Raw genomic sequence first — 24,474 nt, forward strand, 5'->3', positions numbered from 1 at the left:
CACAACCACAACACAACCCACCACCACACCACCCACCACCCAACCCTTCTCCCTCCTCACACCCCACGACCGCAACCACCTCCCCCACCACCTCGACGACGCCTACCCCATGGCCGAACTCCAGATCGGCATGGTCTACGAAATGCAACGCGACCCCGATCGCAACCCCTATCTGAACGTCGAGAACCTTCCGGTCGCCGGCCCGTTCGACGCTCCGGTCTTCCGGCGGGCTCTCGCGCTGGTGGTGAAGCGGCATCCCATTCTGCGTACGTCGTTGGCGCTGACCGGGTACAGCAAGCCGCTCCAGCTGGTGCACACGGACGCCGATGTGCAGCTGACGGTGCTGGATCTGCGAGGTCTCGGGGACGACGCGCAGCGCACTGCTCTGCGGGATTGCGTCCGCACCGAGCGGGCGAAGGTGTTCGACATCGGCGCCGCGCCGTTGTGCCGGATGACCGTCCATGTGCTGTCCGACGATGCTTTCCAGTGGACCGTCACCGACCACCACGCCATCCTCGACGGCTGGAGCCTCGCCTCCACCCTCGCCGAAATCATCGACACGTACCACACCCTCCTCGACGGCAGCACCCCATCACTCCCGCCACTCCGCTCCACCTACCGCGACTACATCGCAGCCGAACAAAACGCACTCACCACCTCCGCACACACCACCTACTGGCTGGACCTCCTCACCGACCGCCCCGACACCCGCCTCCCGCGCGATTCGGCCGAGCTGTCCGACGAGCCGGGCTACCGCAGCGTCACCACACATCTGCCCCCGCAGCTCCTCGCCGCGCTGGAGCACGGTGCCGCGCAGGCGGGTGTTCCGCTCAAGGCAGTGCTGCTGGCCGCCCATCTGCGTGCGTTGAGCCTGGCGACGGGGAGCCCGGATGTCGTCACCGGGCTGACGGCCAACGGGCGGCTGGAGGAGACCGACGGGGCCGAGGTGCGGGGGCTCTTCCTGAACACCGTGCCGTTCAGGCTGCGTCTGCCGGAGGGCAGTTGGGCCGATCTGGCGCGGGCCGTGTTCGACGCCGAGCGCGAGATGCTGCCGCACCGCAGGTATCCGATGGCCGCACTCCGGCGTGAGCTGGGTGGTGCGCCACTCTTCGAGGTCAACTTCACCTACAACAGTTTTCCGCAGTTCGGTGCGCTCGCCGAGGCGGGTGCGCTGGCCAAGGAGGGACCGGGCAGCGACGTTCCGGGCGTGGCCCCCACGAGCTTCCCGTTCAGCGTCACGCTCAGCCGGGAATCGGTGCTCGGCGGGATGTGGATGGAGCTGGAGCACGACACGGCGGAGCTGTCGGACGGCCAGGTCGCCCGGCTGCGGGACTACCACCTGCGGGCACTGGAAGCGGTGGCGGCAGACATCGGAGCAGACGCGTACGGGGCGCCGTTGCTGAGCGAGGCCGAGCAGGCGCTGCTCGACATGCTGAACTACACGACGGACGCCCGGGCGGCCGGCAGGGTTCCGGTGCACGAGCTGCTGCGGCGGCAGGCCGCCCGTACCCCGGACGCGCTCGCGATCGAGGACGGCGGGACACGGATCAGCCTGGCCCGGCTGGACGCGGACAGCGATTGCCTCGCCCGGCGGCTGCGCCGGGACGGGGTGCGTCACGGCGATCTCGTCGGCATCTTCCTGCGGCCCGGACCGGCCGCGCTGACGACCTTCTGGGCGGTGTGGAAGGCGGGGGCCGCGTTCGTCCCGCTCGATCCCGGGCTGCCGGAACACCGCCTGCACTCGATGCTGGCTCAGGCCCGGCCCGTTGTGCTGATCACCGACGACCCGAAGGCCGCCCCGAACGGTCACCGGCTGTTCGATCTTTCGGCCGTCACGCACGAGGCAGGGCAGGAGGAGACCGGTACGCGGTCCGGGGACGGCCCGGACAGTTCCGCGCTGCCGTTCGTGAGCGCCCGCGACCTGGCCTATGTGATGTTCACGTCCGGCACCACGGGCGGTCCCAAGGGCGTCATGATCGAGCACGGCAGCCTTGCCGCCTACGCGGTGGGGACGCCGCTGGCGCGCACCCGTTCGCTGGGCGCCGAGAAGCCGCTGCGGGTGGTGACCGGCACATCGGCGTACATCTCCGACTTCCTGCTGGCCCAGGTCCTCCTGGTGCTCGACGGTCACACACTGTGCGTGCTGAGCGAGGAGCAGCGGCGTGACCCCGGACATCTCGTCGCCCTCGCCCATGACCGTGAGCGGGCCGTGGATGTCATCGACACGACCACCGTCCAGCTTCAACTCCTGGTCGAACAAGGGCTGCTGGATGCGCCGTGGCCGCCCCGGCTGCTCGTCTTCGGCGGCGAGGCCTGCCCGCCCGACCTGTGGGCGGCACTGGGCGAGCGGTCCGGTGTGCGGGCGTTCAACAGTTACGGGCCGGCGGAGGCGACGGTCGAGGCGACCGTCGCACGGGTGGCCGGTGCCGGCGGGCCCGTCATCGGCCGGCCCTGCGCCAACACGCGAATCCATCTCCTGGACGCCGCAGGGCGTGAAGTGCCGCCCGGCACCGCCGGTGAGATCTGCGTCGGCGGCGCCGGGGTGGGCCGGGGCTACCTCGGCCGGCCCGGGGTCACGGCCGAGCGTTTCGTGCCGGACCCCTGGGGCCCGGCGGGCAGCCGTCTCTACCGCACGGGTGACGTCGGCCGTCTCACGGACTCCGGCGATCTCGAGTTTCTGGGGCGGGTGGATCACCAGCTGAAGGTGCTCGGCGAGCGCGTCGAGCCGGAGGAGGTCGAGGCGGTGCTGCGCGCCCATCCGGGCGTGGCCGGCGCGATCGTCGGCCGCCATCCGGACCACGAGGGGCTGCTGGCGAACGTCGTACCGGCCCAGGGCGGTGCCCCGGACCAGCGGGAACTGCGACGGCATGCCGCCTCCAGGCTTTCGTCGGCAGCGGTTCCGGCGCACTTCGTCGTGGTCGACGCGTTGCCGCTCACCCCGGCCGGAAAGCTGGACCGTGGCGCCCTGCTGACCGCCGGCCCCGGCTCGGGTCCCGAAGGAACCGAACCTTCCGAAGGAATCGGGGGTCCGGGCGAACCGGGCCGTGGCGCGGCGGAGTCGGCGTTCTCCCGGACGGAGCGTCGCGTGGCCGAGGTGTGGCAGAGGCTCCTCGGCCTCCGCGCCGGCCGGCAGGACGACTTCTTCGCGATCGGCGGGCACAGTCTGCTGGCCGTACGGCTCGCAGGTGAGCTGGGCGCCGCATTCGGCACCACGGTTCCGCTGCCCCAGCTGTACAGCACTCCCACACTGGCGGGTCAGGCCGCGTATCTCGACGACGCCCGGCACGCGCGGGAGCGCAGGGAACGAAGCGAAGGCCCGCGCAGCATCATCGGCCTCGGCGGCTCTCCCGGGCTCCAGCCGCTGGTGCTGGTGCATCCGCTCGGCGGCACGCTCTTCTGTTACCGGGATCTGACGGCCCGGGTCTCGGGGTCCTTCGAGGTCCTGGGGGTCCAGGGGGACCTGCTGGGCGGCGGGGACACGGCGGACTTCGCCTCGCTGGCATCGGGTTACGCCCGCGAACTGGCACCCCTGCTCCGTGGGCGGCGGCCCGTGATCGCCGGCTGGTCGGCGGGCGGTGTGCTGGCGCACGAGGTCGCCTCACGGCTGGCGGACCGGGGCATCGTGGCCGATCGTGTCGTCATCATCGACGCGGCTCCTCAGCAGGGCCCGGACACGGCGGCGGACGTGGCGGCGCTGGAGCGACTGCGTACCGATGTGGCACGGCTGGGACCGCGCCGGCTCCTCGCGGAGCATGCCGTCGACGATGTGCTGCGGCTGCTCGGCGTGGACGCGGAGGCGCTGGCCGAGCTGAACGGGCCCGTCGCCGCGTCACTCATGGAGTTCTGGCAGGGGATGCTGTCCGGCCTGGCCGGACACCGGCCCTCCCCCTACCCGGGCCCCGTGCACCTCGTGGTGTCCCGCCGGGGTGAGGAGGCGGCCGTCCGTGCCGCGATCACCGGATGGGAGCGGTTCGCCGGAACGCTGCGCGTCTCGTACGCCGACGGCGACCACTACCAGCTCATGCGGGAGCCCTGGATCGGGGATGTGGCCGGGGTGTTCGCCGGCCCTGACGATCCGACAGATCAGACCGCCGGGGGCGTGTCCGGCCGGTCCTGATCCGCCGTACGCATCCGAATCCGGCTGGACCCTTTCGAAAGGAACTCGACGTGCTGGTGCTCGGTGTCAGCGGACTCGACCGATCGTTGTCCGTCAAGAAGAACATGCTGCCCGGTCTGGACTGGCGGGAACAGCGTGTGGTGCAGGGCCTCGACTCGGCCGCGGCCCTGGTCGGGGAGCAGGGTGTGATCGCCGCCTCGGCGCAGGAGCGGCACGACGGGGTGAAGGGCACGGGCGCGTTCCCCGTCGACGCGGTCGAGGCGTGCCTGCGGATGGCAGGAGTGACCCTGGACGACGTCGACTTCGTCGCGCACGGCTTCCGGTACGAGCCGTCCGTCGCGTTCGAACGCGACGAGTTCGCCCGGCGCTGGTACCGGGAGGTGTACAGCGAGGACGTGCAGTACGAGGTGCTGCGCGCGCACTATCCGGACCAGGACTGGGAGCGCAAGTTCGTCCGGGTGGGCCATCATGTCGCCCATGCCGCCAGCAGCTACTACCTGAGCGGGTTCCCCGACGCGACGGTTCTGGTGGCCGATGGTATGGGCGAGGCCGAGTCCACGTCGGTCCTGCGGGGCAGCGGTGACGCGTTGCGAGGTGTGCGCAGCTACTCCATATCCGCGTCGCTGGGCATCCTCTACAGCGTCGTCACCCAGTACCTGGGGTTCCTGCCGGGGATGGACGAGTACAAGGTGATGGGCCTGGCGCCCTACGGGGACGCGAGCCGGTACGCGAATGTGGCGGACGAGCTGGTGCGCAGGGCGCCGGGCGGACGGCTGCTGGTCCCCGTCCTGGCGCACGACAAGTCGCCGACGGAGCGCGAGACGCACCGGGGGGCCATCCGGCGGCTGGAGGAGCTGTTCGGTCCGGCCCGGCATCCGGAGGCGTCGCTCGACCAGCGGCACATGGATGTCGCGGCAACCGTCCAGCGCAAGCTGGAGGAGAGCCTCCTGTATGTCCTGCGCGAGACGGCCGATGGTGCGGGCGGCTCCCGGAATCTGTGCATGGCGGGTGGTGTGGCGCTGAACTGCACTGCCAACGGAGTGATCGCCCGCAGCGGTCTGTTCGACCGGGTGTTCGTGCAGCCGGCTTCGGGGGACGACGGTACGGCCCTCGGCGCGGCTCTGTGGCAGCTCCAGCAGCACGTACCGGCGCCGCCGGCCCCGATGACGATGCCGTACTGGGGCGAGGAGTTCGACGACGCGGACATCGAGGCGCAGCTGCGTGGACTGGGCGCCGGATTCACCGTACGGAAGCTGGCCGAGGACGAGCTGCTGGCCGAGGTGTCGTCGTTGATCGGCGCGGGGAAGGTCGTCTCCTGGTTCCAGGGACGGATGGAGTTCGGCCCGCGTGCGCTGGGCAACCGGAGCATCCTCGCGGACCCGGCATCGCCCGGCATGCGTGCCCATCTGAACACCGTGGTGAAGCAGCGTGAGGAGTTCCGGCCGTTCGCTCCGGCGGTCCTGGCCGAGGAGGCGACCACCTACTTCGAGATCGAGCCGGGGCAGGAGTCGATGTACCGTCACATGCTGTTCGTGGCGCAGGTGCGGCCCGAGTACCGCGACAAGCTGCCGTCGATCACACATGTCGACGGCTCGGCGCGGGTGCAGACCGTCGACCGGGAGAGCGCGCCGAGGTTCTGGCGCCTGATCCGCCGGGTCGGTGACGACCGGGGCATCCCGATGGTGGTCAACACCTCGTTCAATCTGCGCGGCCAGCCGATCGTGCGGACGCCGGACGTCGCGGTCGCCACGTACGCCCGCTCGACGCTGGACGCGCTGGCGATCGGCGACTGGCTGGTGACCCGCGACCAGCCGTCGGCCGCCGGGACCGCAGGTGCGACCGATGAGTGAGCGGCCCACCCCTGCCGGGACACGTTCCGTGGCGGAGCTCCGTGAGGCCGTCGCCGCGATCTGGCGCAACGCCCTCGGCCTGGACGACGTCCGCGACGACTGCAACTTCTTCGACGAGGGCGGCGACTCCGTCCTCTCCGTGGAAGTGGCGATCTCGCTGCGCGAACTCACCGGCCAGGAGTTCGAACTGGACATCCTCTACGAGTACCCGGAGTTCGGCGCGCTGTCGGCGGCGTTGAGCGCAGGCCCCGATGAGGGTGGGCCGGAGACGAGGGAACTGACCGCCGCCGAGGAACGGCTGTGGACCGCCGAACAGCTCCACCCGGGGAGCGCCGTCTACCATCTCGCCGTCCGTTACCGCTTCCCCGGCGGTCTCGACGTCATCAGGCTGCGCGCCGCGCTCGACACGCTGGCGGCCCGGCACGAGGCGCTGCGGCGCGGCTTCGTGAAGCCCGCGCTCTCACTGACCGCGCGGAAGGCCTCCGTGGCCTGCCGGTGGGTGGACGCGCGAGGCGTGTCGGACGAGAGTGTGCGCGAACTCGTCGACACCGAGGTGCGCACACCGTTCGACCTCGGCCGGCCTCCGCTGTTGCGGGCCCTTGCCGTGGACCGGGGCGACGCGGGCAGTGAACTGGTCCTGACCGTGCACCACTTGGTGTGTGACGGGGTCTCGCTGGACCTCCTCGAAACACAGCTCCAGCAGCTCTACGAGGACGGCTCGGGCTCAGAGGGCACGGAGTGGGAGCGGGAGTCCGCCGGCCGGCAGGCCATGTCCGTACGGCCCCGGGATGCCGGGGCGGCGCTGGACCACTGGCGGAATATGCTCGCCGGCTGCCCCGGGGCGCTGTCCCTGCCGCACGATCTGGACCGTCCGGCGCGGCCCGGGGTCAAAGGCGCCGCCCATCGCATCCTGCTCACGGACGAGCAGGTGTCGACGATCCTGTCGTCGGCCGAGGAGGAGCGGCTCAGTCCGTTCATGGCGTGGGTGGCCGTCTATGTGACCGGTCTGATCGCGGTGACGGGCGACCGGGATCTGGTCCTCGCCGTGCCGGCCTCGTCGCGGGGTCCCGCCCAGGCGGGTGAGGTCGGCATGTTCGTCGATACGCTGCCGCTGCGGTTCACCGTCCGGCCGGGGGCCACGGCCCGTGACGTGGTGCGATTGGTGCGTCGTGTGGTGACCGGTGCCCTGGCCCATCAGCAGGTGCCGTTCCAGACGCTCGTCGAGGAGGTGCGGTCCGACGCCGACCGTTCGCGGGCCCCGCTGGCTCAGACCGCCCTCACCTACATGGACACCACACGGTGCGGGCTGCGGTGGGACGGTCACAGCGCCGAGCGTGAGCAGATCGGCACGGGTACCGCGAAGTACGAGGTGCTGTGGCTGGTCACGCGGACCGGTCGCGGAACGGTCTGCGAACTGGAGTACTCCACGGACCTGTTCACCGACGAGGCGGCGGCCGCCCTGCACCGACGCATGGTGGCGGCCGTCGGCGAGGCCTTCGCACAGCCGGACGCCCCGCTGCCGGAGTGCGGTACGGACGCGCTCGACGTGTTCGTACCGATCCACGAAAGGGTGCACCGCCGGGCCGTGGAGCACCCCGGCGCGGTGGCGGTGCGACACGGGCGCACGTCGCTGACGTACGGGGAGCTGGACCGGCGGGCGAGCGTTGTGGCCGCCGGGCTCCGGACGGCCGGGATCGCCCGCGGCGCGGTGGTGGCCGTGCCCATGGAGCGTGGCATCGCGTCGGTCACCACGTGCCTCGGCATCCTCTACGCGGGCGCCGCCTACCTGCCGGTGGACATCGCTCAGCCGGCCGAGCGCACCCGGCACATCGTGCGGACCGCGGCGACGGCGGCCGTGGTCACGGACGACGCCGCGGCCGAGTTGCTCGCGGAGGTGGTGCCCGCCCATCTGCTGGAGAAGCTGCTCGTCACCGACGAGGCCCCGGTGGCCCCGGCGGCGGTGACCGGCGCCGATGTCGCCTACGTGATCTGCACCTCTGGCTCGACGGGCCGCCCGAAGGCGGTGGTGGTGCCGCACCGTGCCGTCGTACGGCTGGTGCCGGACGCTGACTTCGTGACGTTCGACCCCGCCGACCGGGTCGCGCATGTGTCCAATCCCGCCTTCGACGCGGCGACGCTGGAGATCTGGGGAGCGCTGGCCGGCGGCGGCACCCTCGTCGTCGCGGACCGGGACGTCCTGCTGTCACCGCGGCGGATGCGTTCCTTCCTCACCGACGAGCGCATCTCCGTCATGTTCCTCACCGTGACGCTCCTCAACCAGATGGTGGACTTCGCACCGGAAGCCTTCCGGGATCTGCGGGTGCTGCTCTTCGGGGGTGAGAAACACGATGCACGCAGGCTGGGGAAGCTGTTCGCGGCCGCCCCGCCCGCCGCCGTGGTGAACGGCTACGGCCCCACCGAGAACACCACGTTCAGCACCACGCACCGGGTGACCGCCGAGGATCTCGCCGAGGGCGTGGTCCCCCTCGGCCGCCCGCTCCCGCGCAGCACGGCGTACGTCCTCGACGCATCCGGGCAGCGGGTCGGGGCCGGCGGGACCGGGGAACTGTACGTGGGCGGCGAGGGGCTCGCCCACGGCTACCTCGATGCCCCCGCGCAGACCGCCGCTGTCTTCGTCCCCGACCCGTTCGCCGCTCGTCCCGGACAGCGGCTCTACCGCACGGGCGACCAGGTACGGGTCCTGCCCGGTGAGCGGTACGAGTACGTGGGGCGGCTCGACGACCAGGTGAAGGTGCGCGGCCATCGCGTCGAACTCGCCGAGATCGAGGCGGCGGTACGGAGGCAGAACGGGGTGGCCGACGCCGTCGTGCACGCACGACCGACGGACGACGGCATGGAGATCATCGCCTTCGTGGCACCGGACACCGCCGGGGACGAACCGGAGGCGGCCCTGGATGTCACCGCGCTCGGGGACGGACTGCGCAGCGAACTGCCGCAGTACATGCTTCCGACGGTGATCGTCGTCGACCGCATCCCCGTCACCGCCAATGGAAAAGCGGACCGCGAAGCACTCCTGTCGGCGTCGGCCGAGGCCGGGGCCGGTGGTTGCGCTCCGGCGGAGTCCGCCGATCCATCACGCGACGGCGACCCGGTCGACAGCACGGTCACCGCGCTCTGGCAGGAGGTGCTCGGCACCGGGAGCGCCCGGCCGGCGGACAACTTCCTGAACGCGGGCGGACATTCCATCAAGGCCATGCGGCTGCTGGCCCTGCTCGGCGAGGAGCTGGACGTCACGGTCGATCTGGTCGACTTCTTCGAGAACCCCACCCTGCGCGGGCTCACCACCCTCGTACGGCAGGAGCTGACGGGAGGCGGGCTGTGAGCGCCGCTCCTTCTCTGGGCCGCTTCCTGCACTGGGCGCAGGTCCAGCCGGACGCCGTGGCGATCGTCGACGAGAGCGGCGAACTGAGCTACGCGGCACTGGAGTCCGCCGCCCGTGCCCGCGCGGCCAGGCTGTCGGCTGAGGGGGTGCGCCCCGGTACGCGGGTCGCCGTGGAGTGTGGTTACGGCACCGACTATGTGGTCGCCCTGCTGGCGACCTGGCTGCTGGACGCGGTGGCGGTGCCGCTCGATCCGGCCGCGCCGGCCGAGCGCCGCCGCCACCAGGTCCGACAGGCGGGCTGCGAGGCGACCGTTCCCTTTCCGTACGCCGACGGCATCGTCCGCGCCGCCGTCGCCGACGTGGTCTCCGGGCGGGCGGCCGGGACCGCCGGCCCGCCGGACGCGGGCGAGCCTGCCGCGTACATCCTGTTCACCTCGGGCTCGACCGGGCTCCCCAAGGGGGTGGAGATCGAGCACACCGGGCTGCTCACCATGCTGGACCACTTCTCCGGCGCCATGGGGCTGGGGCCGGGCGACCGGATGCTCGCGCACAGCAGCATCGTCTTCGACATGTCGGTGCCGGAGATGCTGGTGCCTCTGACGAGCGGGGGCACGATCGCCGTCGCTCCGTCGCGGTGTGCGCGCAACCCGGAGTTCTTCGCGAAATGGCTGCTCACCCAGGAGCCCGGCGCCGCGTACGCCACACCCAGTCAGCTACGGCTGCTGCTTCCCTTCCTGGCCGGTGAGCGGGCTTTCACCCACCTGGTCAGCGCCGGGGAGGCGCTGCCCGCCGCGCTGGCCGAGGAGTTGGACGGGGTCGTCGGTACCTTGTGGAACGGGTACGGCCCCACCGAGACGACCGTCTGCGGCCTGTGCACCGAGGTGCGTCCCCCCTACCGGGACCCGCTGCCGATAGGCGTACCGATCAACGGCCTGCGCGCCCAGGTGCTGGACGGGGCGCGACAGCCCGTGCCCGAGGGTGAGGTCGGTGAGCTCTGCCTCTACGGAGTCGGCGTGGCCCGCGGTTACGTCGGTGAGCCCGGCCTCACCGCCCGGTCCTTCACCACCGGCCCCGACGGCTCCCGTGCCTATCTGACCGGCGACATGGTGCGGATCGGTGCCGACGGACAGTACTTCTTCCACGGCCGGATCGACGACCAGGTGAAGATCCGGGGACACCGTGTCGAGCTGGGCGAGATCGAGTCGGTCGCCGAGCGCACCCCAGGCGTCTCGCAGGCGGTCGCCCTGCTCACCGAAGCGCTGCGTGGGCGGGCCGAGTTACATCTCGCCGTGGTGTGCCGGGCCGGGGACGGCGAACCCGTCGGACCGGGGGCCGCCGAGGCCGCGCTGCGCGAACGCCTGCGGCGGGACCTGCCGGTCCACATGCGGCCGGGACGCCTGTTGTTCTTCGACGAACTGCCGCGCAACGCCTCGGGGAAGACCGACCGCAACGGGGTGCGGCGAATCGTCGAGGAGCGCCTGAGACACCCCTGAGCAAGGCACACGCATACCGTCACCGGTCGTGCGCCCGAACAGATCCCTCCAGTCGATTCAACCGTCAGTCAGGAAAGGCAGCGGACTCATGAGCGAGCAGACGACCGGTACCCGGTACAGCGTGGTGCACAACGACGAGGAGCAGTACAGCCTCTGGGCCGAAGGGCGGCCGCTCCCGGCCGGCTGGCACCGTACGGACTTCAGCGGCGGGCGCGAGGAGTGCCTGGCCCACATCGACGCGGTCTGGACGGACATGCGCCCCAGGAGCCTGCGGGTGGCCATGGGCGAGAACTAGAACTCACCGACCGAGGGCCGGGGAGGGAACCCGTCGTCGTACGGGTGCCTTGCCCGGCCGTATCCCCAGCCAGCAGTGGAGGTCAGCCGTGTGGGCGCTTCTTCGCCGCAATGCGCAGTTCCGTCGGATGTTCGCCGGCGAGGCGGTCTCCAGTTTCGGGGACAGCGCCATGTTTCTGTCACTCGCCATCTGGGCGAAGGACCTCACCGGCTCGAACGCCGCCGCCGGTCTGGTCATGCTGGCACTCACCGTGCCGGGCCTGTCCGCGCCCTTGCTGGGGCACCTCGTGGACCGGGTGCATCGCAAACCGCTGCTGGTCAGGATGTACGGCGGCATGGCGGTTCTCGTGCTGTCGCTGCTGGCCGTCCGGGGCTCCGGCCAGTTGTGGATCATCTACGTGGTCGCCCTCGCCTACGGGGTGCTGGTCTCCACCCCCGCCCGGCAGGCGCTTCTGAAGGACCTGCTGCCGTCGTCCGATGCCGTCCAGGCCAGGTCGCTCCTCATCGCCACCAGGGAGGGCGTGCGCATCGCCTCCCCGGTGGCCGGAGCCGGGGTGTACGTGGCCTTCGGCGGCGTCGCGCTGGCTGCGCTGGGGGCGCTCACACTGAGCGCGGCCGCGCTGCTGATCGGTTCGGTCAAGGTGGTCGAGTCGGAACCGGACCCCGTCGAGGAGTCCTTCGGTACCTCCCTCTCCGCCGGCCTGCGGTATCTGCGCGGCACACCGCTGCTGTTCCGGTTGACGCTGGCGATGGTCGTCTTCCTCGGCGGCATCGGCATGCTGGAGACCGCGGCCTTCGCCGCCGTCGATCACGGCCTGGGGCGCCCGGCGGCGTTCGTCGGGGTCATGGCGTCGATCCAGGGCGCCGGTTCCGCACTCGGCGGTCTGATCTCCGGGACGGTGATACGGCGTCTGGGTGACGTCGGTACCAGTTGCGTCGGCTACGGGCTCGTCGCGGTGGGGCTGCTGCTGTGTGTCTCGCGCGACGTGGCGCTCTTCCTCGTCGGGACGACACTCATCGGTGCGGGCCTGCCGTTCGTGGCCGTGGTTCTGGGCGCGGCGGTGCACCTGTACGCACCGGCCCGGATGCAGGGGCGCGTCAACGCCACGGTCAACACCGCGAAGGACGGAGCGCAGACCCTGTCGCTCACGGCGGGCGCGGCGCTGATCGGGGTGCTGGACTACCGGGTCATGTACCTGGTGATGACAGTGACCACGGTGGCGTGCGCGGTCAGTCTGCTGGTCCGCTCGATTCCCGCTCCGCAGGTGGTGCCGTCGGTGGCGGACGCCCCGGCCGACGACGCGCCCGCACCGGGCGCGGCCCACGCGCGAGAGCAGGACAGCGCCGCGCCCGCGGGCGAGCCGCGGATGGGCTGAGCTCCGCCGTCCGGGCCCGCAGAACGAGCTGTGCCGAGCGCAGCGTGGAAGGCTTCCACGCCTAAGGGCGTACGGGACGGAGCCTGTGCCCCGGACGCCCGCGGGGCCCGGCGGCCGCCGTGTGGTCACCGCCGACCAGGCGGGCATGTTCGGCGTTGGCCTCAGCAGCAGCCGTAGCCGGACTGTTCCGCCGCTCCCCTACTCCACCGTGATCGCCTGCACCGGGCAGACGCGGGCAGCTTGCTTGGCCATCGGGTCATCCGCGTCCTCCTCGTGACCCGGCAGCAGTTCGCTGAAGCCGTCGTCGTCCTGGGTGAAGATCTTCGGCGCGGTCAGCGCGCACTGGCCGGCGCCGATGCACACATCCCTGTCGATACTGATCCGCATCACCACAGCATCCTTTCCAGGAGGAATCCGGTCACCACGCCACGGGCAGTTCGAGCATGCCCTGGATCGTGTCGCCGGGCTTGAACGGGATCTCGTCGACGGGTGCCGCCAGCCGCAGCTCCGGCAGCCGGTCGAAGAGGGTGCGCAGGGCGATCTCCAGTTCGGCCCGCGCGAGGTTCTGGCCGAGGCACTGATGGACGCCGAAGCCGAAGGCGACATGGTGGCGCGACGGCCGGCCGAGGTCCAGTTCGTCCGGCGACGGGTACGCGGCTTCGTCCCGGTTGATCACCGAAGTGGACAGTACGACGCCCTCACCTGCCCGGATGGTCACCCCACCCACCTCGATGTCCTCCGTCGCCACCCGTGAGATGCCGTCCGCGATGGACAGGAATCGCAGCAACTCCTCGACAGCGGCGGGCATCAGATCCTCGGACGTGCGCAACCTGTCCAGCTGGTCGGGATGCTGAAGGAGAGTGAACGTACCCAGCGAGATCATATTCGCGGTCGTCTCGTGGCCCGCTACCAGCAGGATCTCGGCCAGCTGGACCAGTTCGTCGCGGCTGATGGCCCCGGTGTCGAGCTGCTGGGTGATGAGCTCGTCGAGCAACCCCTCGCCCCGGTCGGACCGCTTGCGTTCGATCAGCGTACGGAAGTACTCGTCGAGCGCCGCCCGCGCGGCCTCGACATCCGCAGCCCCGGGACCGCGCAGCAACCTGCGTGACTGGGACTCGAAGAAGTCGTGGTCGGCGTACGGAACGCCGAGAAGCGCACAGATCACCATGGAGGGAACGGGCAGCGCGAAGGCGCTCACCAGATCGGTGGGCGGGCCCTGCTCGATCATGGCGTCCAGCAGCCGGTCCACGGTCTCCTGGATCCTCGGCCGCAATGCGGCGGTCCGCTTCACGGAGAAGCTCGGGATCAGCATCCGGCGCTGCGCGTTGTGCTCGGGGTCGTCGACACCGATCAGTTCGATACGCCGTTTGGTGCTCCGGGCCACCCGCTCGGTGAACACCGGGAACTCGGGGTTCTCCCGGTCGGCCGACAGTCGCCGGTCGACCAGCAGCGCACGCGCCTCGGCATGCCCGGTCACCAGCCACACCCGGCGGCCGTCGAAGAGTCTGGCGGGAGACAGCGGCTTCTGCCCGTCGTTCTGTGGCCGGTATTCCGCCGGCGGGTGGTACGGGCAGGTGCGGTCCTGCGGGAAGGAGACGGTCTCGGTGTCTGCCATAGCGGGCCTCGCAAAGAGGACGGAGGGGTTCCTACCGGTCTCCCCCACTAGATGCCTCAGTCACCTAACTAGTCTACGCAATGTTCAGCCAACTCGCCGGGTGTTGCGGCCCCCCGGAAGCCTAACGCCGCGACCTGCATCCCGCCCCGCGAACCACCGGCGGACACGGCCGCGCGGGCCGGCAGCCCGACGGCTGCTCCGGCCCGCGCCGCACCCCGCACCGCGCTCGTGCCGGCCGAGCCCGGTGGCGAAGATGTGCAGGTCAAGGTTGCGAGGAAGCGTCACGCTCGTGATCCGCGTGCCCTCCGGGAACCGGGGGCGGCGAGGGTGCCGCGTACCACGACGCCGACAGGGGCAACCGGGAATCCGTGGCCCGTATCAATGAGAGCGTCGACATCTGCGGGCAGGGCGGGCACACGTGCCCGCCGGGATTTGCCGCCCGACGGCACCGGCGTGTGCTGCGCACATGCTCAGCAGCCTGTCAGGTCGGCCCGCAGAACTGGCTTGGTCACCTTGCCCGAGGGAGTACGCGGCAATGCTGTGCGCAGGACGAGTTCGCGTGGGATCTTGTAGCGGGCCATCAGTGGTGTCATCCAGGTGCGCAGGCCGTCCAGGGTCAGTTCTGCGCCGTCGCGCAGTACGACGACGGCGACGACGGTCTCGCCCCACTGCGGGTGCGGCCGGCCGACGACCGCGACGTCGACGATGTCCGGGTGTCCGCGCAGGACCGCCTCCACCTCCTGTGAGGCGACGTTCTCACCACCGGTGATGATCATGTCCTGGATACGGTCCACCAGCGTCACGAACCCGTCGGTGTCGATACGGCCCAGGTCGCCGGTGCGGTACCAGTCCCCCGAGAAGACCTTCCCGGTGGCTTCCTCGTCGTCCAGATATCCCACCATGCGGGTGTCCGAGCGCAGCCAGATCTCACCGGTCTCGCCGGCAGCTGCGTCCTTTCCCTCGACGGTGACGACGCGCAGGTCGACGCCGGGCATGCCGCCCCGGCCGATGGAACCGGCCTTGCTGATCTGTTCGGCGGGCGACAGCGAGGAACCGACGGGGCCCATCTCGCTCATTCCATACACCTGGTGGAAGTTCGTACTCCCGTAGGCACTCATCAGGATGCGGGCTGAGTCGGCGTCGAGGGGACCGCCGCCGTACGCCCACGCACGCACGGAGTGCAGGTCGAACTCCTGGAAGTCCGGCACTGCCCGGAGCGGTGCCAGAAACGCGACGGGGGCTCCGAACACCGAAGTCACCCGCTCCTTCTGCATGATCTCCAGCATCCCCCGGGGTTCGTACTCACGCTGGAGAACCACGGTGCCGGCCATCAGAACTGTGCCCATCGTCCAGTTGTTCAGTGGCGATGCGTGCCAGATCGGCATGCAGATCAGGAAGCGCTCGTCGGGTCTCAGGGACAGGGTCACCGCGGTGTAGGTGGCGGTGAGGGCGATGCCGCGGTGCGTGTGCACACACCCCTTCGGCCGGCCGGACGTGCCGGAGGTGTAGAGGATCTGAGCGATGCCGGTGTCTGTCGTCCGGGCACCGTCCCACTCCTCGGCCCGCTCGATCAGCGATTCGAAGGAAGGCGCGTCGGACTCTCCTGCTCCCCCTTCTTCGTCCGGTCGGCTGATCAGCCATCGGACCTCGGCCGCGGCATCGGTTGCGCGGGCACCGATGGCCTCGTCCACGACGGCCAGCCGGGCGCCGCAGTGCCTCAGGAGGCGCTCCACCTCGGAGGTCCGGAGTTTGTGGTTGACGGGCACCAGGGTGGCGCCGGCGTGCCAGGCACCGAAGGCGGCGAGGAGGAAGGCAGGCGTGTTGTACGTCATCACCGCCAGCCGGTCGCCGGGTTTCAGCCCCGCATCCCTCAGCACACGAGCGGCCCGCCGGACAGCAACGGCCAGCTCCCGATAGGTCAACCGCTGATCACGGTAGACGACGGCTTCCTGGTCGCCGGCCTTGCGGACCGCGCTGTCCAGCATGGCACTGAGGTGCATTCCGGGCTCCTGATCGCATGCGGAAGTGTGAGGGTGGTGCTGCCGCACCGAAGATATGAATCCCTGTTCGGAGCATGCATCATCGGATGCCCATTCGTACAGAGCCGCTTCCCGAAGGCGAGTCACAAGGCGGCAGGGAGGGTGACAGAAAGATCTGAACAATGGTCCACTTCTTTCATGGCCTACCGCAAAACCCCCGCAGTGCAGGACCGGCTCGCCGCCGCGAAGGACCGCCTCATCCAGTGCGCCACCTCCGTCGTCGCCGACGTGGGCTGGGCGAATGCCTCCGTCACCGCGGTCGCCGCCGCTGCCGGAATGTCGGTCGGGTCCGTCTACCAGCACTTCCCCTCGAAGGGCGCCCTGGCCGTGGAGGTCTTCCGGCGCGCCTCGGCACGCGAGGTCGAGGTGCTCGGAGAAGTGCTCCGGGACGGCAGCGGCGACGCGGCGGAACGACTCGCGTGCGGAGTCCGTGTCTTCGCCCGCCGCGCCCTGCAACACCCCGGGCTGGCCTACGCCCTGCTCGCGGCCCCGGCCGAGCCCGCGCTGGGTGAGGCCCGTTCGGAATTCCGTCGCCGCTATCGCGCAGTGTTCACCGATGTGGTTCGCGAGGGCGTCGCCGCCGGACTGTTCCCCCAACAGGACGCGGAGGTCACGGCCGCCGCGCTGACCGGCGCTATCGGAGAGGTGTTGGTGGACCCGTTGTCCGCTCCCACCGGCGACGCGGCCGATCATCTGGTCGCCGAGTTGATGGCGATGTCACTGCGCTGCGCCGGCGCCCCCTCGGCCACCACCGGCTGACGGCACCCTCCCCGGCCGGCAGCGGATGGCGGATCAGGGCGGGCGCGGACGTCACGTGCTTCGTAGATTGGCGGGAACACCGCGAGCACCGGAAGGCCGGCACGGGACCCGTGACACCGCAGATCGATTACAGGGGATTGTTCGCAGCCACGCCCAGTCCTACTTGGTACTGGACCCCGACCTGGTGATCGTCGACGTCAACGAGGCGTATCTGCGGGCGGCCGGCCGGAGCAGGCAGGACCTGATCGGGCATCACCTCTTCGAAGCCTTACGGACAATCCGGCGGACCCCGACGCGGACGGTGTGCAGGTCTGGATCGCCCTCACCCTGACGTAGGCGTCCCGGGGCCCGGACCTCGGCTCCTGCCTCGGCACACCGGCCGGAGGTCCGCAGGTGACAGGGCCGAACGAGGCCGCCGGGGCCGCGTCACGGAGCCGATGGGCTGCTCGGCGGCGGGGCGGCCGACAGCGATTGTTCCGCCCAGATGACCTTGCCGTGGTCCATGTAGCGAGTCCCCCATCGGTCGGCGAACTGAGCGACGAGGAACAGCCCGCGGCCCCCCTCGTCCGTGGTGGCCGCCTGCCGCAGATGAGGCGAGGTGCTGCTGTGATCCGAGACCTCACAGATCAGGGAGCGGTCACGCAGCAGTCGTACACCGATGGGGCCCGTGGCATAGCGAATGGCGTTCGTGACCAGTTCGCTGACGATCAACTCCGTGGTGAACGTCTCCTCCACCAGATCCCACTCGTCCAGCTTGCGGGACACCTCGGCCCGCACCAGGGACACCGACGAGGGGTCGGAGGGTACCTGCAGCTGGACCACGTCCGAGGCGTCCAGCCTGCGCGTACGGCCGACAAGAAGCGCGATGTCGTCGCGGGCGCGCTCGGGCACGAGGGTGCGCAGAACCGCCTCGCAGATCTCCTCGGGTGTCCGGTCGGCGTTCTCGGCGGCTGTCCGGCGCAGGAGTGCCAGCCCTTCGTCGATGTCCCGGTGCCGGTCCTCGACGAGTCCGTTCGTGTAGAGCACGAGGCGGCTGTTCTCGGGCAGCAGCGCTTCGAGTGTCTCGAAGGGCAGGCCACCGAGCCCCAGCGGTGGGCCGCCGGGCACATCGGCGAATTCCGAGGTGCCGTCCGGGTCGACGATCACCGGCTTGAGGTGGCCGGCCCGCGCCATGGTGCAGCGCCCGGACACCGGATCGTAGATCGCATAGAGGCAGGTGGCGCCGGTGACTCCCGCGTCGGCGCTGTCGGCTGCCTCGTCCTGGTCGATCCGGGCGACCAGTGCGTCGAGGTGCCACAGGAGTTCGTCGGGCGGCAGGTCCAGGGTGGAGAAGTTGTGGATCGCCGTGCGCAGGCGCCCCATGGTCGCGGCGGCGTGCAGTCCGTGGCCGACGACATCGCCCACCACGAGCGCGACGCGGGCGCCGGGCAGCGGGATGACGTCGAACCAGTCCCCACCGACACCACCCAGTCCGGCCTGTGCGGGCAGGTACCGGTAGGCGACGTCGACGGCGCTCTGTTCCGGGACACCGTGCGGCAGCAGGCTGCGCTGCAGGGTCACCGCCATGTTGTGCTCGCGTGTGTAGCGGCGGGCGTTGTCGACGTTCACCGCGGCCCGGGCGACCAGTTCCTCGGCGACGGACAGGTCCTCGTCCTCGAACGGCTCGGACTGCGCCGAGCGCCAGAACAGGGCCACGCCCAGAATGGCACCGCGGGCGCGCAGCGGAATCGCGATCACCGAGTGGAATCCGTGCTCGACGAGCTGCCGGGCCCGTGCGGGGTCCTGCTGCTGCCACCCTGAGAAGGCCGCCAGATCCGTATCGAGGACCGCCTCGCCCCTGCGCAGGCCGGTCCCCAGGGGCGTGGTCGGCAGAAAGCGGATCATCGAGTCGACGGGGTGGAGCGGCGTGTCCTCCCGGATGCCGCTGAACGCGATCCGACGCCACTCGGCATCCACGCCCGTGGCCGTCGGCTCCTCGCCGCGCAGTACGGCCTCCGCCACGTCGACGGTGGCGAAGTCGGCGAAGTGGGCCCTCGCGAACTCCGCCAGCTCCTCGCACGTACGCACCACGTCGAGGGTGGTGCCGATCTCCGCGCCGGCCTCGTACAGCAGATTCAGCCGCCGCCGTGCCACATCGGCCCTGCCGGTGAGTGCCCGGAGCTCCGTGGTGTCGCGCAGTGTCGTCACGCTGCCGGGCGGGCCGCCGTCCCGGTCGGTCGGCCGCTGATTGACGGCGAGCAGGCGTTCGCCGACCGCAACCACCTCGTCGGTCACGGTCCTCCCCGAGGCCAGCAACTCCGCGGTGACCGGATCCAGCCCCAGCTCGGTCGGCACGCGCCCCTCCACGTCCGTCGGCAGGCCGAGCAGTCTGCGTGCCTCGTCATTGGCGAGCAGCAGCCGACCGTCGCCGTCGATGATGAGTACGCCCTCCCGCACCGCGTGCAGCACGGCGTCGTGATGCTCGTACATCCGAGCCATCTCGGCGGGGCCGAGGCCGTGGGTCTGGCGGCGCAGCCGTCTGCTCACCAGCGCCGTCCCTGCCGTGGTGAGCAGCAGGATCCCCGCGGCGGATCCGAACAGGAGGGGAAGCTGCTGCTCGACGACGCCGCCCACGCGCTCGATGGTGATTCCGGCGGACACCAGACCTACGACGGTGCCGTCACGTCCGATGACGGGCACCACTGCCTGTACGAGGGGGCCGATGGTCCCGGTGATTCTCTCGACGACGATGCCGCCGTTCAGCGCCGGCTCCAGATTGCCGACGAATTTCTTCCCGATCCGGTCGGGCAGGGGGTGGGTGTAGCGGATTCCGGCGCGGTTCATCACGACGATGAAGTCGACCCCTGAGAGTTTCCGGGCCCGCTCGGCCAACGGCTGCAGCACCGCGGTCGGGTTCGGGCTCTTCAGCGCTGCCTCGATGCCCGGTGAACTGGCAAAGGCCTCGGCGACAGCGACCGAACGCCTGCGGGCTTCTCTTTCGCTGTCGGCCCGGGCCTGCAGCACGAGCGCGGCGACGGCTGCGGCCACGAGCAACACGACGATCGCCACCTGCAGGAGAAAGAACTGACCTGCGACGGTTCGCATCTTGGGAACCGAGCGTCGGCGGCCGTACCGTCCGGGCATGCCTTCTTTCTACACCCTCCGCACACGCTGGGCGAGCGGTCCGGCACAGTGCGCAAGGGTCGTTCGTGTCGCGCCGACCGAGTTCCGCTCTCGGTCGGCGCGGCCAGTCCGGACTGGTCGTCATGGCCGAGCGGGTGCAGGTGCGGGAGATCGACGTTGACGAAGGTCGCAGGTTGCTGCGGATCGTGCGGCGCGGTTCGGGGTCGGTGGTGACCTGGCGCCGGCCGCGGGTGGTGCTGCTGTCGGCTCAGAAGATGCCGGTGGCGGACATCGCCGGGGTGACGTTCAGCAGCCCGGACCGGGTCCGGAAGGTGATCCACAACTTCAACGCCGACGGGTTCGACTCGCTGTATCCGAAGTACCGACGTCGAGATCGCCTACACCCCGACCAACAGCCCGTGACTGAAACGGATCGAGCCGCGGTTCACTGCGCTGCGCTACTTCGCCCTGGACGGCACCGACCGTCCCAACCATCGAGTGCAAGCCGGCATGATCCGCCGCTACATCGCCTGGCGCAACGGGCACGTCACCGACCCGAGGCTGCGCAACGTCGTCGCCAGAGCGAATGTCGCCTGACGAGCCAGCCGCTACGGCAGGCTCCAGGCGAGCACGACCGGCTGCTCGTGCTCCAGGCCCAGGATGCTGATGGTGCCTGGATGCGGGTGGCCGAACAGTCGGCTGGCTGACGGGTCCAGGCCGAGCCAGCGCGAGGTGAGAACACGCTGCAGGTGACCGTGGGCCACGATTGCGACGTCACCATCGCTCAGCAGCGGCCGCACCCGCTCCAGCACCGCGTCCGTGCGCGCGGCCACCTGATGGAGCTGTTCGCCCGGATGGTCGGCGTCGCCGGGGACGACGCCGTCGCGCCACAGATCCCAGCCCGGCCGCATCTGCTGGATCTGCGCCGCGGTCAGGCCCTCATAGCCGCCGTAGTCCCACTCGGCCAGGTCCGCGTCGGGCGTGACGCCGGACAGGCCCGCAAACTCGGCAGTCCGCAGCGCGCGGCTCAGTGGACTGCTGAATACGGCAACCAGGTCGCGGCCGGCCAGCTTCGGGGCGAGCGCCTCGGCCGCGGCCACGCCCGCATCCGTGAGCGCGAGATCGGTGCGGCCGCCGTGCCGGCCCGTCCGGCTCCATTCGGTCTCACCATGCCTGATCATTATCAACTCGCCCATGGCCGAGGACGATATCCCACATCGAATACCGGGCGAACGTCGCCTGACGCGGCACCAGACGCTGCGCCTGACAAGCGAAGGGAGCGTTCGGCAGCCATCGATCTCATCGAGCGGCACGAGGTGAGGCGACGGTCGGCCGGCGTCGAGTCGATCTGTCGGTTCAAGGAGCCGCAGCATGGCAAGCAGCACCGTACGGCCGGAGGACCAGGACCGGCTCCAGGGGCACGCAGTCTCCACGGAGCGCGCCGGAACCGCCTGGGTCATGGCGGTTCCGGACGGCCTTCGGAGTCACGTCTTTGAGCAGATTTCTATGCGTGTTGACGGACTGGCTCGGTCCAGTCGTGTCACGCAGCGTACTCTCGCCACGGGACGCCGGCCCGCTCCTGGCTTCTGCCATGAATCCCTGGCGGGCCCGCTGTTGCTCATGAAGATGTGCCTCGCGGAGCAGTAGGCCGGCGGGCGGACCACCAGCGGCGGACACACGACCCGCTGCGTTCACTGTTTCGCCGGGATCCCGGCCCCGGGCGCCATACCGACCGTCCGGCCGTCCCGCGTCCGGCCGCGTGGCCGGTGATCACGCCCGGCAGCAGATGCAGCGGCGGTCGGCCGGTCCTGGCTTCGAAGACATGCCGACTGCCCACTCCGTCCGCTCAGCTACCGTGTGCTACCAGCGCTCTTCCGGCTCCTGCCCTGCGACACAACGTCTCTCGGCGCAAACCGTGTTGGCGCCGGCCCATGTCCGTGTCCATGCCTACTGCAAAGCCTTCTCATGTCCGCACCGTGTGTGCGGACCGCGCGACGACTAATGGAGTGCACGTTGAGGACGACGTTCCGTTCTCGTATCACCGCCCGGTTCGGGCGCACCTACCTGTCCAGGATCCAGAAGTACGGGATCGGTTCTTCCACGATCAGGCTGCTGCCCGAAGACCTGCTGATGCTGCTGCGCAGGGATGGCCTGGACCCGGTGGACAAGCTGGCCGGGTTCCGGGCGAAGGCGCCGGTGTCCAAGGTCTCGCTGCCGTTCGGTATGGACGCCTGGGTGGTCACCGGCTACGAGGAGTCGAAAGCCGTCCTGGGATCGGCCGACGGGTTCAGCACCGACTTCGCCCACCTCGCCACGAACGCCGGGGTCGCAGCGGAGCAGAGCCCCGGCGGGCTCGGGTTCAGCGATCCTCCCGTGCATACGCGGCTGCGCCGCATCCTGACCCCGGAATTCACGATGCGCCGGCTGCGTCGACTCACCCCCAGGATCGATGCCATCGTCGAGGAGCGCCTCGACGCGATGGAAGCCCGTCAGGGCCCGGTCGATCTGGTGCAGGAGTTCGCGCTGCCGATCCCCTCCCTCACGATCTGTGAGCTGCTCGGCGTTCCCTACGAGGACCGCCAGGACTTCCAGCAGCTGGCCATGGACCGCTTCGATCTCTTCGGTGGGACGACCGCACCTTTCGGCGCCATGTCGGAGTCGCTGGCGTACTTCAGGAATGTGGTCAGGATGCAGCGCGAGGAACCGGGCGACGGGTTGCTCGGCATGATCGTGAAGGAGCACGGCGACAGCGTCGCCGACGAGGAACTCGCGGGCCTCGCCGACGGCGTGCTCACCGGCGGGTTCGAGACGACCGCCAGCACGATCGCCCTCGGGTCCCTCGTGTTGCTTCAGAACAAGGACGTCTTCGAGCGAATACGGACGGACGACGCAATGGCCGCGCCGTTCATCGAGGAGGTGCTGCGCTACCTCTCCGCGGTGCAGCTCGCCTTCCCACGGTTCGCCCGCGAGGACATAGAGATAGCGGGGGTGGTCATTCCCCGGGGCGACATGGTGCTCTGCTCACTGAGCAGTGCCAACCGCGACGCGTCGTACGTCATGGACGACGGACGCTTCGACCCGCACCGCAACACCTCGGGGCATCTCGCCTTCGGCTACGGAATCCACCGCTGCATCGGCGCCGAACTGGCGCGCATGGAACTGCGCTCCGCCTACCCGGCCCTGGCGCGGCGGTTTCCCCGGATGCGCCTCGCCGTCCCGCCCCAAGACCTGGCCTTCCGCAAGCTGTCGATCGTCTACGGCATCGAATCGCTGCCGGTGCACCTGCACTGAACGGGCGCACGCCCTCAGGGCACCCGCACAGAAACGGCGGGCCGTACATGGGCCGGCTCCCCCGGTCGGCGGCGCGGATGCCGTCCTCCTACCAGGTGACTGTGATCCGCTGAGGACTGCGGGATGTGGTGCCGCGTCGCCACTCCACTGCGTGGGCGGGTCGCGCGAGCCGGAGGCCGGGGAAGCGGGCGGCGAGCCGATGCAGGGACAGTTGGAGTTCGAGCCGGGCCAGCCAGGCGCCCAGGCAGTAGTGCGGGCCGGCTCCGAACGACAGGGTGGGGGCCTCCAAGGGCGCGAACAGGTCCGCGAACTGCCGGTCCGGGAACACATCGGGGTCACGGTTGGCCATGCCGCAGTCGGCGAGAACCACCGAGCCCGCCGGGATGGTCACGCCGCCGACCTCCGTGTCGGCGGCGGCATGGCGCGCGGTCCCCCGGTCGTCGCCGAGCGGAACCAGGTGCAGCAGCCGCTCGGCCACCAACCCGGCGGCCTGTTCGTCCGCGCCGAGACAGGGCCAGCATTCCGGCCGTTCGCCGAGCAGGTAGAGCAGGGAGTTGCCGAGCATCGTCATCGTGCTGTCGTGTCCGCCCACGACCAGCCCGCACACGAGGTCGACGAGTTGCCCCTCCGGGATTCCGCCCTCGTCATCGGCCGCCCGGACGAGCACACTGGTCAGATCGTCGCCCGGCACGCTGCGCCGCTCGGCCAGCAGCGCGCTCCCGAAAGCGGCGAACTCCGCCAGCGCCGATTCCATTTCCTCCTTGGGGTGGGAGCCGTCGGAGAAGGCGTACTGGCTCCAGTGGCGCAGCCGTTCCCGTGCCGGGGCGTCGAGACCCATCAGTCGGCTGATCACCTCGACCGGGAGCGGAAGGGTGAAGCGGGCCACCAGATCCACCGGAGGTGTGCTGTCGGCGAGTTCGTCCAGGCGCTGCTCCACGATCGATGCGATCCAGGGCCGCCAGCGGGCGACGGCCCTCGGCGTGAACGCACGCCGCAGGGTGCGGCGCAGGCGCAGATGGTCCTCGCCGTCCTGGTTGAACATCAGGTCGAGGCTGCCGACCAGACCGGATTCGCCCGACAGGGACGGGGAGTCCGGTGAGTGGAGCTGTGCACGTCCGAATCGGGTGTCGGTCAGAACCATGCGTACGTCGGCGTACCGGCTCACCAACCAGGCCCGAGTGCCATCGGGTAACGC

Annotated in this window: 16 protein-coding genes and 1 pseudogene; 11 read left to right on the forward strand and 6 right to left on the reverse strand. The window is 70.3% G+C overall.

The annotated features are described in order from the left end of the window. The 6 genes from IEZ15_RS23495 to IEZ15_RS23520 form a co-directional block, all read left to right on the forward strand. Nucleotides 1-4,117, forward strand: a 4,117-nt coding sequence (locus IEZ15_RS23495; protein ID WP_194535967.1) for a non-ribosomal peptide synthetase, incomplete at its 5' end; no start/stop codon positions are given. Nucleotides 4,118-4,167: 50 nt separating this feature from the next. Next, nucleotides 4,168-5,967 (forward strand): carbamoyltransferase family protein, encoded by a 1,800-nt coding sequence (locus IEZ15_RS23500; protein ID WP_189279236.1) that lies wholly within the window; start codon nucleotides 4,168-4,170, stop codon nucleotides 5,965-5,967. Further along, nucleotides 5,960-9,310: a non-ribosomal peptide synthetase gene (locus IEZ15_RS23505; protein WP_189279237.1), complete on the forward strand. Its 3,351-nt coding sequence runs from the start codon at nucleotides 5,960-5,962 to the stop codon at nucleotides 9,308-9,310. The genes IEZ15_RS23500 and IEZ15_RS23505 overlap by 8 nt, the downstream gene beginning before the upstream one ends. Continuing rightward, on the forward strand, nucleotides 9,307-10,803 hold the full coding sequence (locus IEZ15_RS23510) for an amino acid adenylation domain-containing protein (RefSeq protein ID WP_114248156.1): 1,497 nt from the start codon (nucleotides 9,307-9,309) through the stop codon (nucleotides 10,801-10,803). Before IEZ15_RS23505 ends, IEZ15_RS23510 begins: the two co-directional genes overlap by 4 nt. Nucleotides 10,804-10,891: 88 nt before the next feature. After that, complete coding sequence (locus IEZ15_RS23515; protein ID WP_093897039.1) at nucleotides 10,892-11,098, forward strand: MbtH family protein; 207 nt, start codon at nucleotides 10,892-10,894, stop codon at nucleotides 11,096-11,098. A gap of 88 nt (nucleotides 11,099-11,186) precedes the next feature. Further along, nucleotides 11,187-12,473 carry an MFS transporter gene (locus tag IEZ15_RS23520; protein ID WP_189279238.1) on the forward strand — a complete coding sequence of 429 codons (1,287 nt, stop codon included), beginning with the start codon at nucleotides 11,187-11,189 and terminating at the stop codon, nucleotides 12,471-12,473. 198 nt (nucleotides 12,474-12,671) lie between these two features. Here the strand turns inward: IEZ15_RS23520 and IEZ15_RS23525 are convergent, their stop codons facing one another. The 3 genes from IEZ15_RS23525 to IEZ15_RS23535 all read right to left on the reverse strand — a co-directional run bounded on the left by IEZ15_RS23525 (nucleotide 12,672) and on the right by IEZ15_RS23535 (nucleotide 16,088). After that, nucleotides 12,672-12,860 (reverse strand): ferredoxin, encoded by a 189-nt coding sequence (locus IEZ15_RS23525; protein WP_114248154.1) that lies wholly within the window; start codon nucleotides 12,858-12,860, stop codon nucleotides 12,672-12,674. 31 nt (nucleotides 12,861-12,891) lie between these two features. Next, nucleotides 12,892-14,088 carry a cytochrome P450 gene (locus IEZ15_RS23530; RefSeq protein ID WP_114248153.1) on the reverse strand — a complete coding sequence of 399 codons (1,197 nt, stop codon included), beginning with the start codon at nucleotides 14,086-14,088 and terminating at the stop codon, nucleotides 12,892-12,894. A gap of 470 nt (nucleotides 14,089-14,558) precedes the next feature. Then, entirely contained in the window at nucleotides 14,559-16,088 is a 1,530-nt protein-coding gene (locus IEZ15_RS23535) for a class I adenylate-forming enzyme family protein (protein ID WP_189279239.1), read from the reverse strand. 177 nt (nucleotides 16,089-16,265) lie between these two features. Between IEZ15_RS23535 and IEZ15_RS23540 the strand changes: the two genes are divergently transcribed. Together IEZ15_RS23540 and IEZ15_RS23545 are read left to right on the forward strand one after the other, a co-directional pair. Next, nucleotides 16,266-16,886, forward strand: a complete 621-nt coding sequence (locus tag IEZ15_RS23540; protein WP_189279240.1) for a TetR/AcrR family transcriptional regulator — start codon at nucleotides 16,266-16,268, stop codon at nucleotides 16,884-16,886. A 25-nt stretch (nucleotides 16,887-16,911) separates the two neighbouring features. Continuing rightward, nucleotides 16,912-17,217 carry a PAS domain-containing protein gene (locus IEZ15_RS23545; RefSeq protein ID WP_229846064.1) on the forward strand — a complete coding sequence of 102 codons (306 nt, stop codon included), beginning with the start codon at nucleotides 16,912-16,914 and terminating at the stop codon, nucleotides 17,215-17,217. A gap of 95 nt (nucleotides 17,218-17,312) precedes the next feature. On the opposite strand, the gene IEZ15_RS23550 is transcribed toward IEZ15_RS23545, so the two are convergent. Continuing rightward, nucleotides 17,313-20,009 carry a SpoIIE family protein phosphatase gene (locus IEZ15_RS23550; RefSeq protein WP_189279241.1) on the reverse strand — a complete coding sequence of 899 codons (2,697 nt, stop codon included), beginning with the start codon at nucleotides 20,007-20,009 and terminating at the stop codon, nucleotides 17,313-17,315. 122 nt (nucleotides 20,010-20,131) lie between these two features. Between IEZ15_RS23550 and IEZ15_RS47115 the strand changes: the two are divergent. Next, nucleotides 20,132-20,374: pseudogene (locus IEZ15_RS47115) on the forward strand (helix-turn-helix domain-containing protein); the annotation flags it as partial. A gap of 222 nt (nucleotides 20,375-20,596) precedes the next feature. Here the strand turns inward: IEZ15_RS47115 and IEZ15_RS23560 are convergent. Continuing rightward, on the reverse strand, nucleotides 20,597-21,184 hold the full coding sequence (locus IEZ15_RS23560) for a histidine phosphatase family protein (protein WP_189279242.1): 588 nt from the start codon (nucleotides 21,182-21,184) through the stop codon (nucleotides 20,597-20,599). Between the two features lie 175 nt (nucleotides 21,185-21,359). Here IEZ15_RS23560 and IEZ15_RS23565 point away from each other — a divergent pair, with 175 nt between their 5' ends. Both IEZ15_RS23565 and IEZ15_RS23570 read left to right on the forward strand, forming a co-directional pair. Then, a complete protein-coding gene (locus IEZ15_RS23565; protein WP_189279243.1) occupies nucleotides 21,360-21,635 on the forward strand; it encodes a hypothetical protein in 276 nt (91 codons plus the stop codon). A gap of 354 nt (nucleotides 21,636-21,989) precedes the next feature. Next, nucleotides 21,990-23,279, forward strand: a complete 1,290-nt coding sequence (locus IEZ15_RS23570) for a cytochrome P450 (RefSeq protein WP_189279244.1) — start codon at nucleotides 21,990-21,992, stop codon at nucleotides 23,277-23,279. 88 nt (nucleotides 23,280-23,367) lie between these two features. On the opposite strand, the gene IEZ15_RS23575 is transcribed toward IEZ15_RS23570, so the two are convergent. Further along, nucleotides 23,368-24,420 carry a cytochrome P450 gene (locus IEZ15_RS23575; RefSeq protein WP_229846066.1) on the reverse strand — a complete coding sequence of 351 codons (1,053 nt, stop codon included), beginning with the start codon at nucleotides 24,418-24,420 and terminating at the stop codon, nucleotides 23,368-23,370. Between the last annotated feature and the right edge of the window lie 54 nt (nucleotides 24,421-24,474).

The organism is Streptomyces atratus, from assembly GCF_014648655.1.
In the GTDB taxonomy this organism is placed as follows: Bacteria; Actinomycetota; Actinomycetes; order Streptomycetales; family Streptomycetaceae; genus Streptomyces; species Streptomyces atratus.

Coding starts and splice junctions, on each gene's coding strand:
- IEZ15_RS23505 (WP_189279237.1), top strand. CDS start 5,960: ATGAGTGAGCGGCCCACCCCTGCCGGGACACGTTCCGTGGCGGAGCTC.
- IEZ15_RS23515 (WP_093897039.1), top strand. CDS start 10,892: ATGAGCGAGCAGACGACCGGTACCCGGTACAGCGTGGTGCACAACGAC.
- IEZ15_RS23525 (WP_114248154.1), bottom strand. CDS start 12,860: ATGCGGATCAGTATCGACAGGGATGTGTGCATCGGCGCCGGCCAGTGC.
- IEZ15_RS23530 (WP_114248153.1), bottom strand. CDS start 14,088: ATGGCAGACACCGAGACCGTCTCCTTCCCGCAGGACCGCACCTGCCCG.
- IEZ15_RS23535 (WP_189279239.1), bottom strand. CDS start 16,088: ATGCACCTCAGTGCCATGCTGGACAGCGCGGTCCGCAAGGCCGGCGAC.
- IEZ15_RS23540 (WP_189279240.1), top strand. CDS start 16,266: ATGGCCTACCGCAAAACCCCCGCAGTGCAGGACCGGCTCGCCGCCGCG.
- IEZ15_RS23545 (WP_229846064.1), top strand. CDS start 16,912: ATGGCGGATCAGGGCGGGCGCGGACGTCACGTGCTTCGTAGATTGGCG.
- IEZ15_RS23550 (WP_189279241.1), bottom strand. CDS start 20,009: ATGCCCGGACGGTACGGCCGCCGACGCTCGGTTCCCAAGATGCGAACC.
- IEZ15_RS23560 (WP_189279242.1), bottom strand. CDS start 21,184: ATGGGCGAGTTGATAATGATCAGGCATGGTGAGACCGAATGGAGCCGG.
- IEZ15_RS23565 (WP_189279243.1), top strand. CDS start 21,360: ATGGCAAGCAGCACCGTACGGCCGGAGGACCAGGACCGGCTCCAGGGG.
- IEZ15_RS23570 (WP_189279244.1), top strand. CDS start 21,990: ATGGAGTGCACGTTGAGGACGACGTTCCGTTCTCGTATCACCGCCCGG.
- IEZ15_RS23575 (WP_229846066.1), bottom strand. CDS start 24,420: ATGGTTCTGACCGACACCCGATTCGGACGTGCACAGCTCCACTCACCG.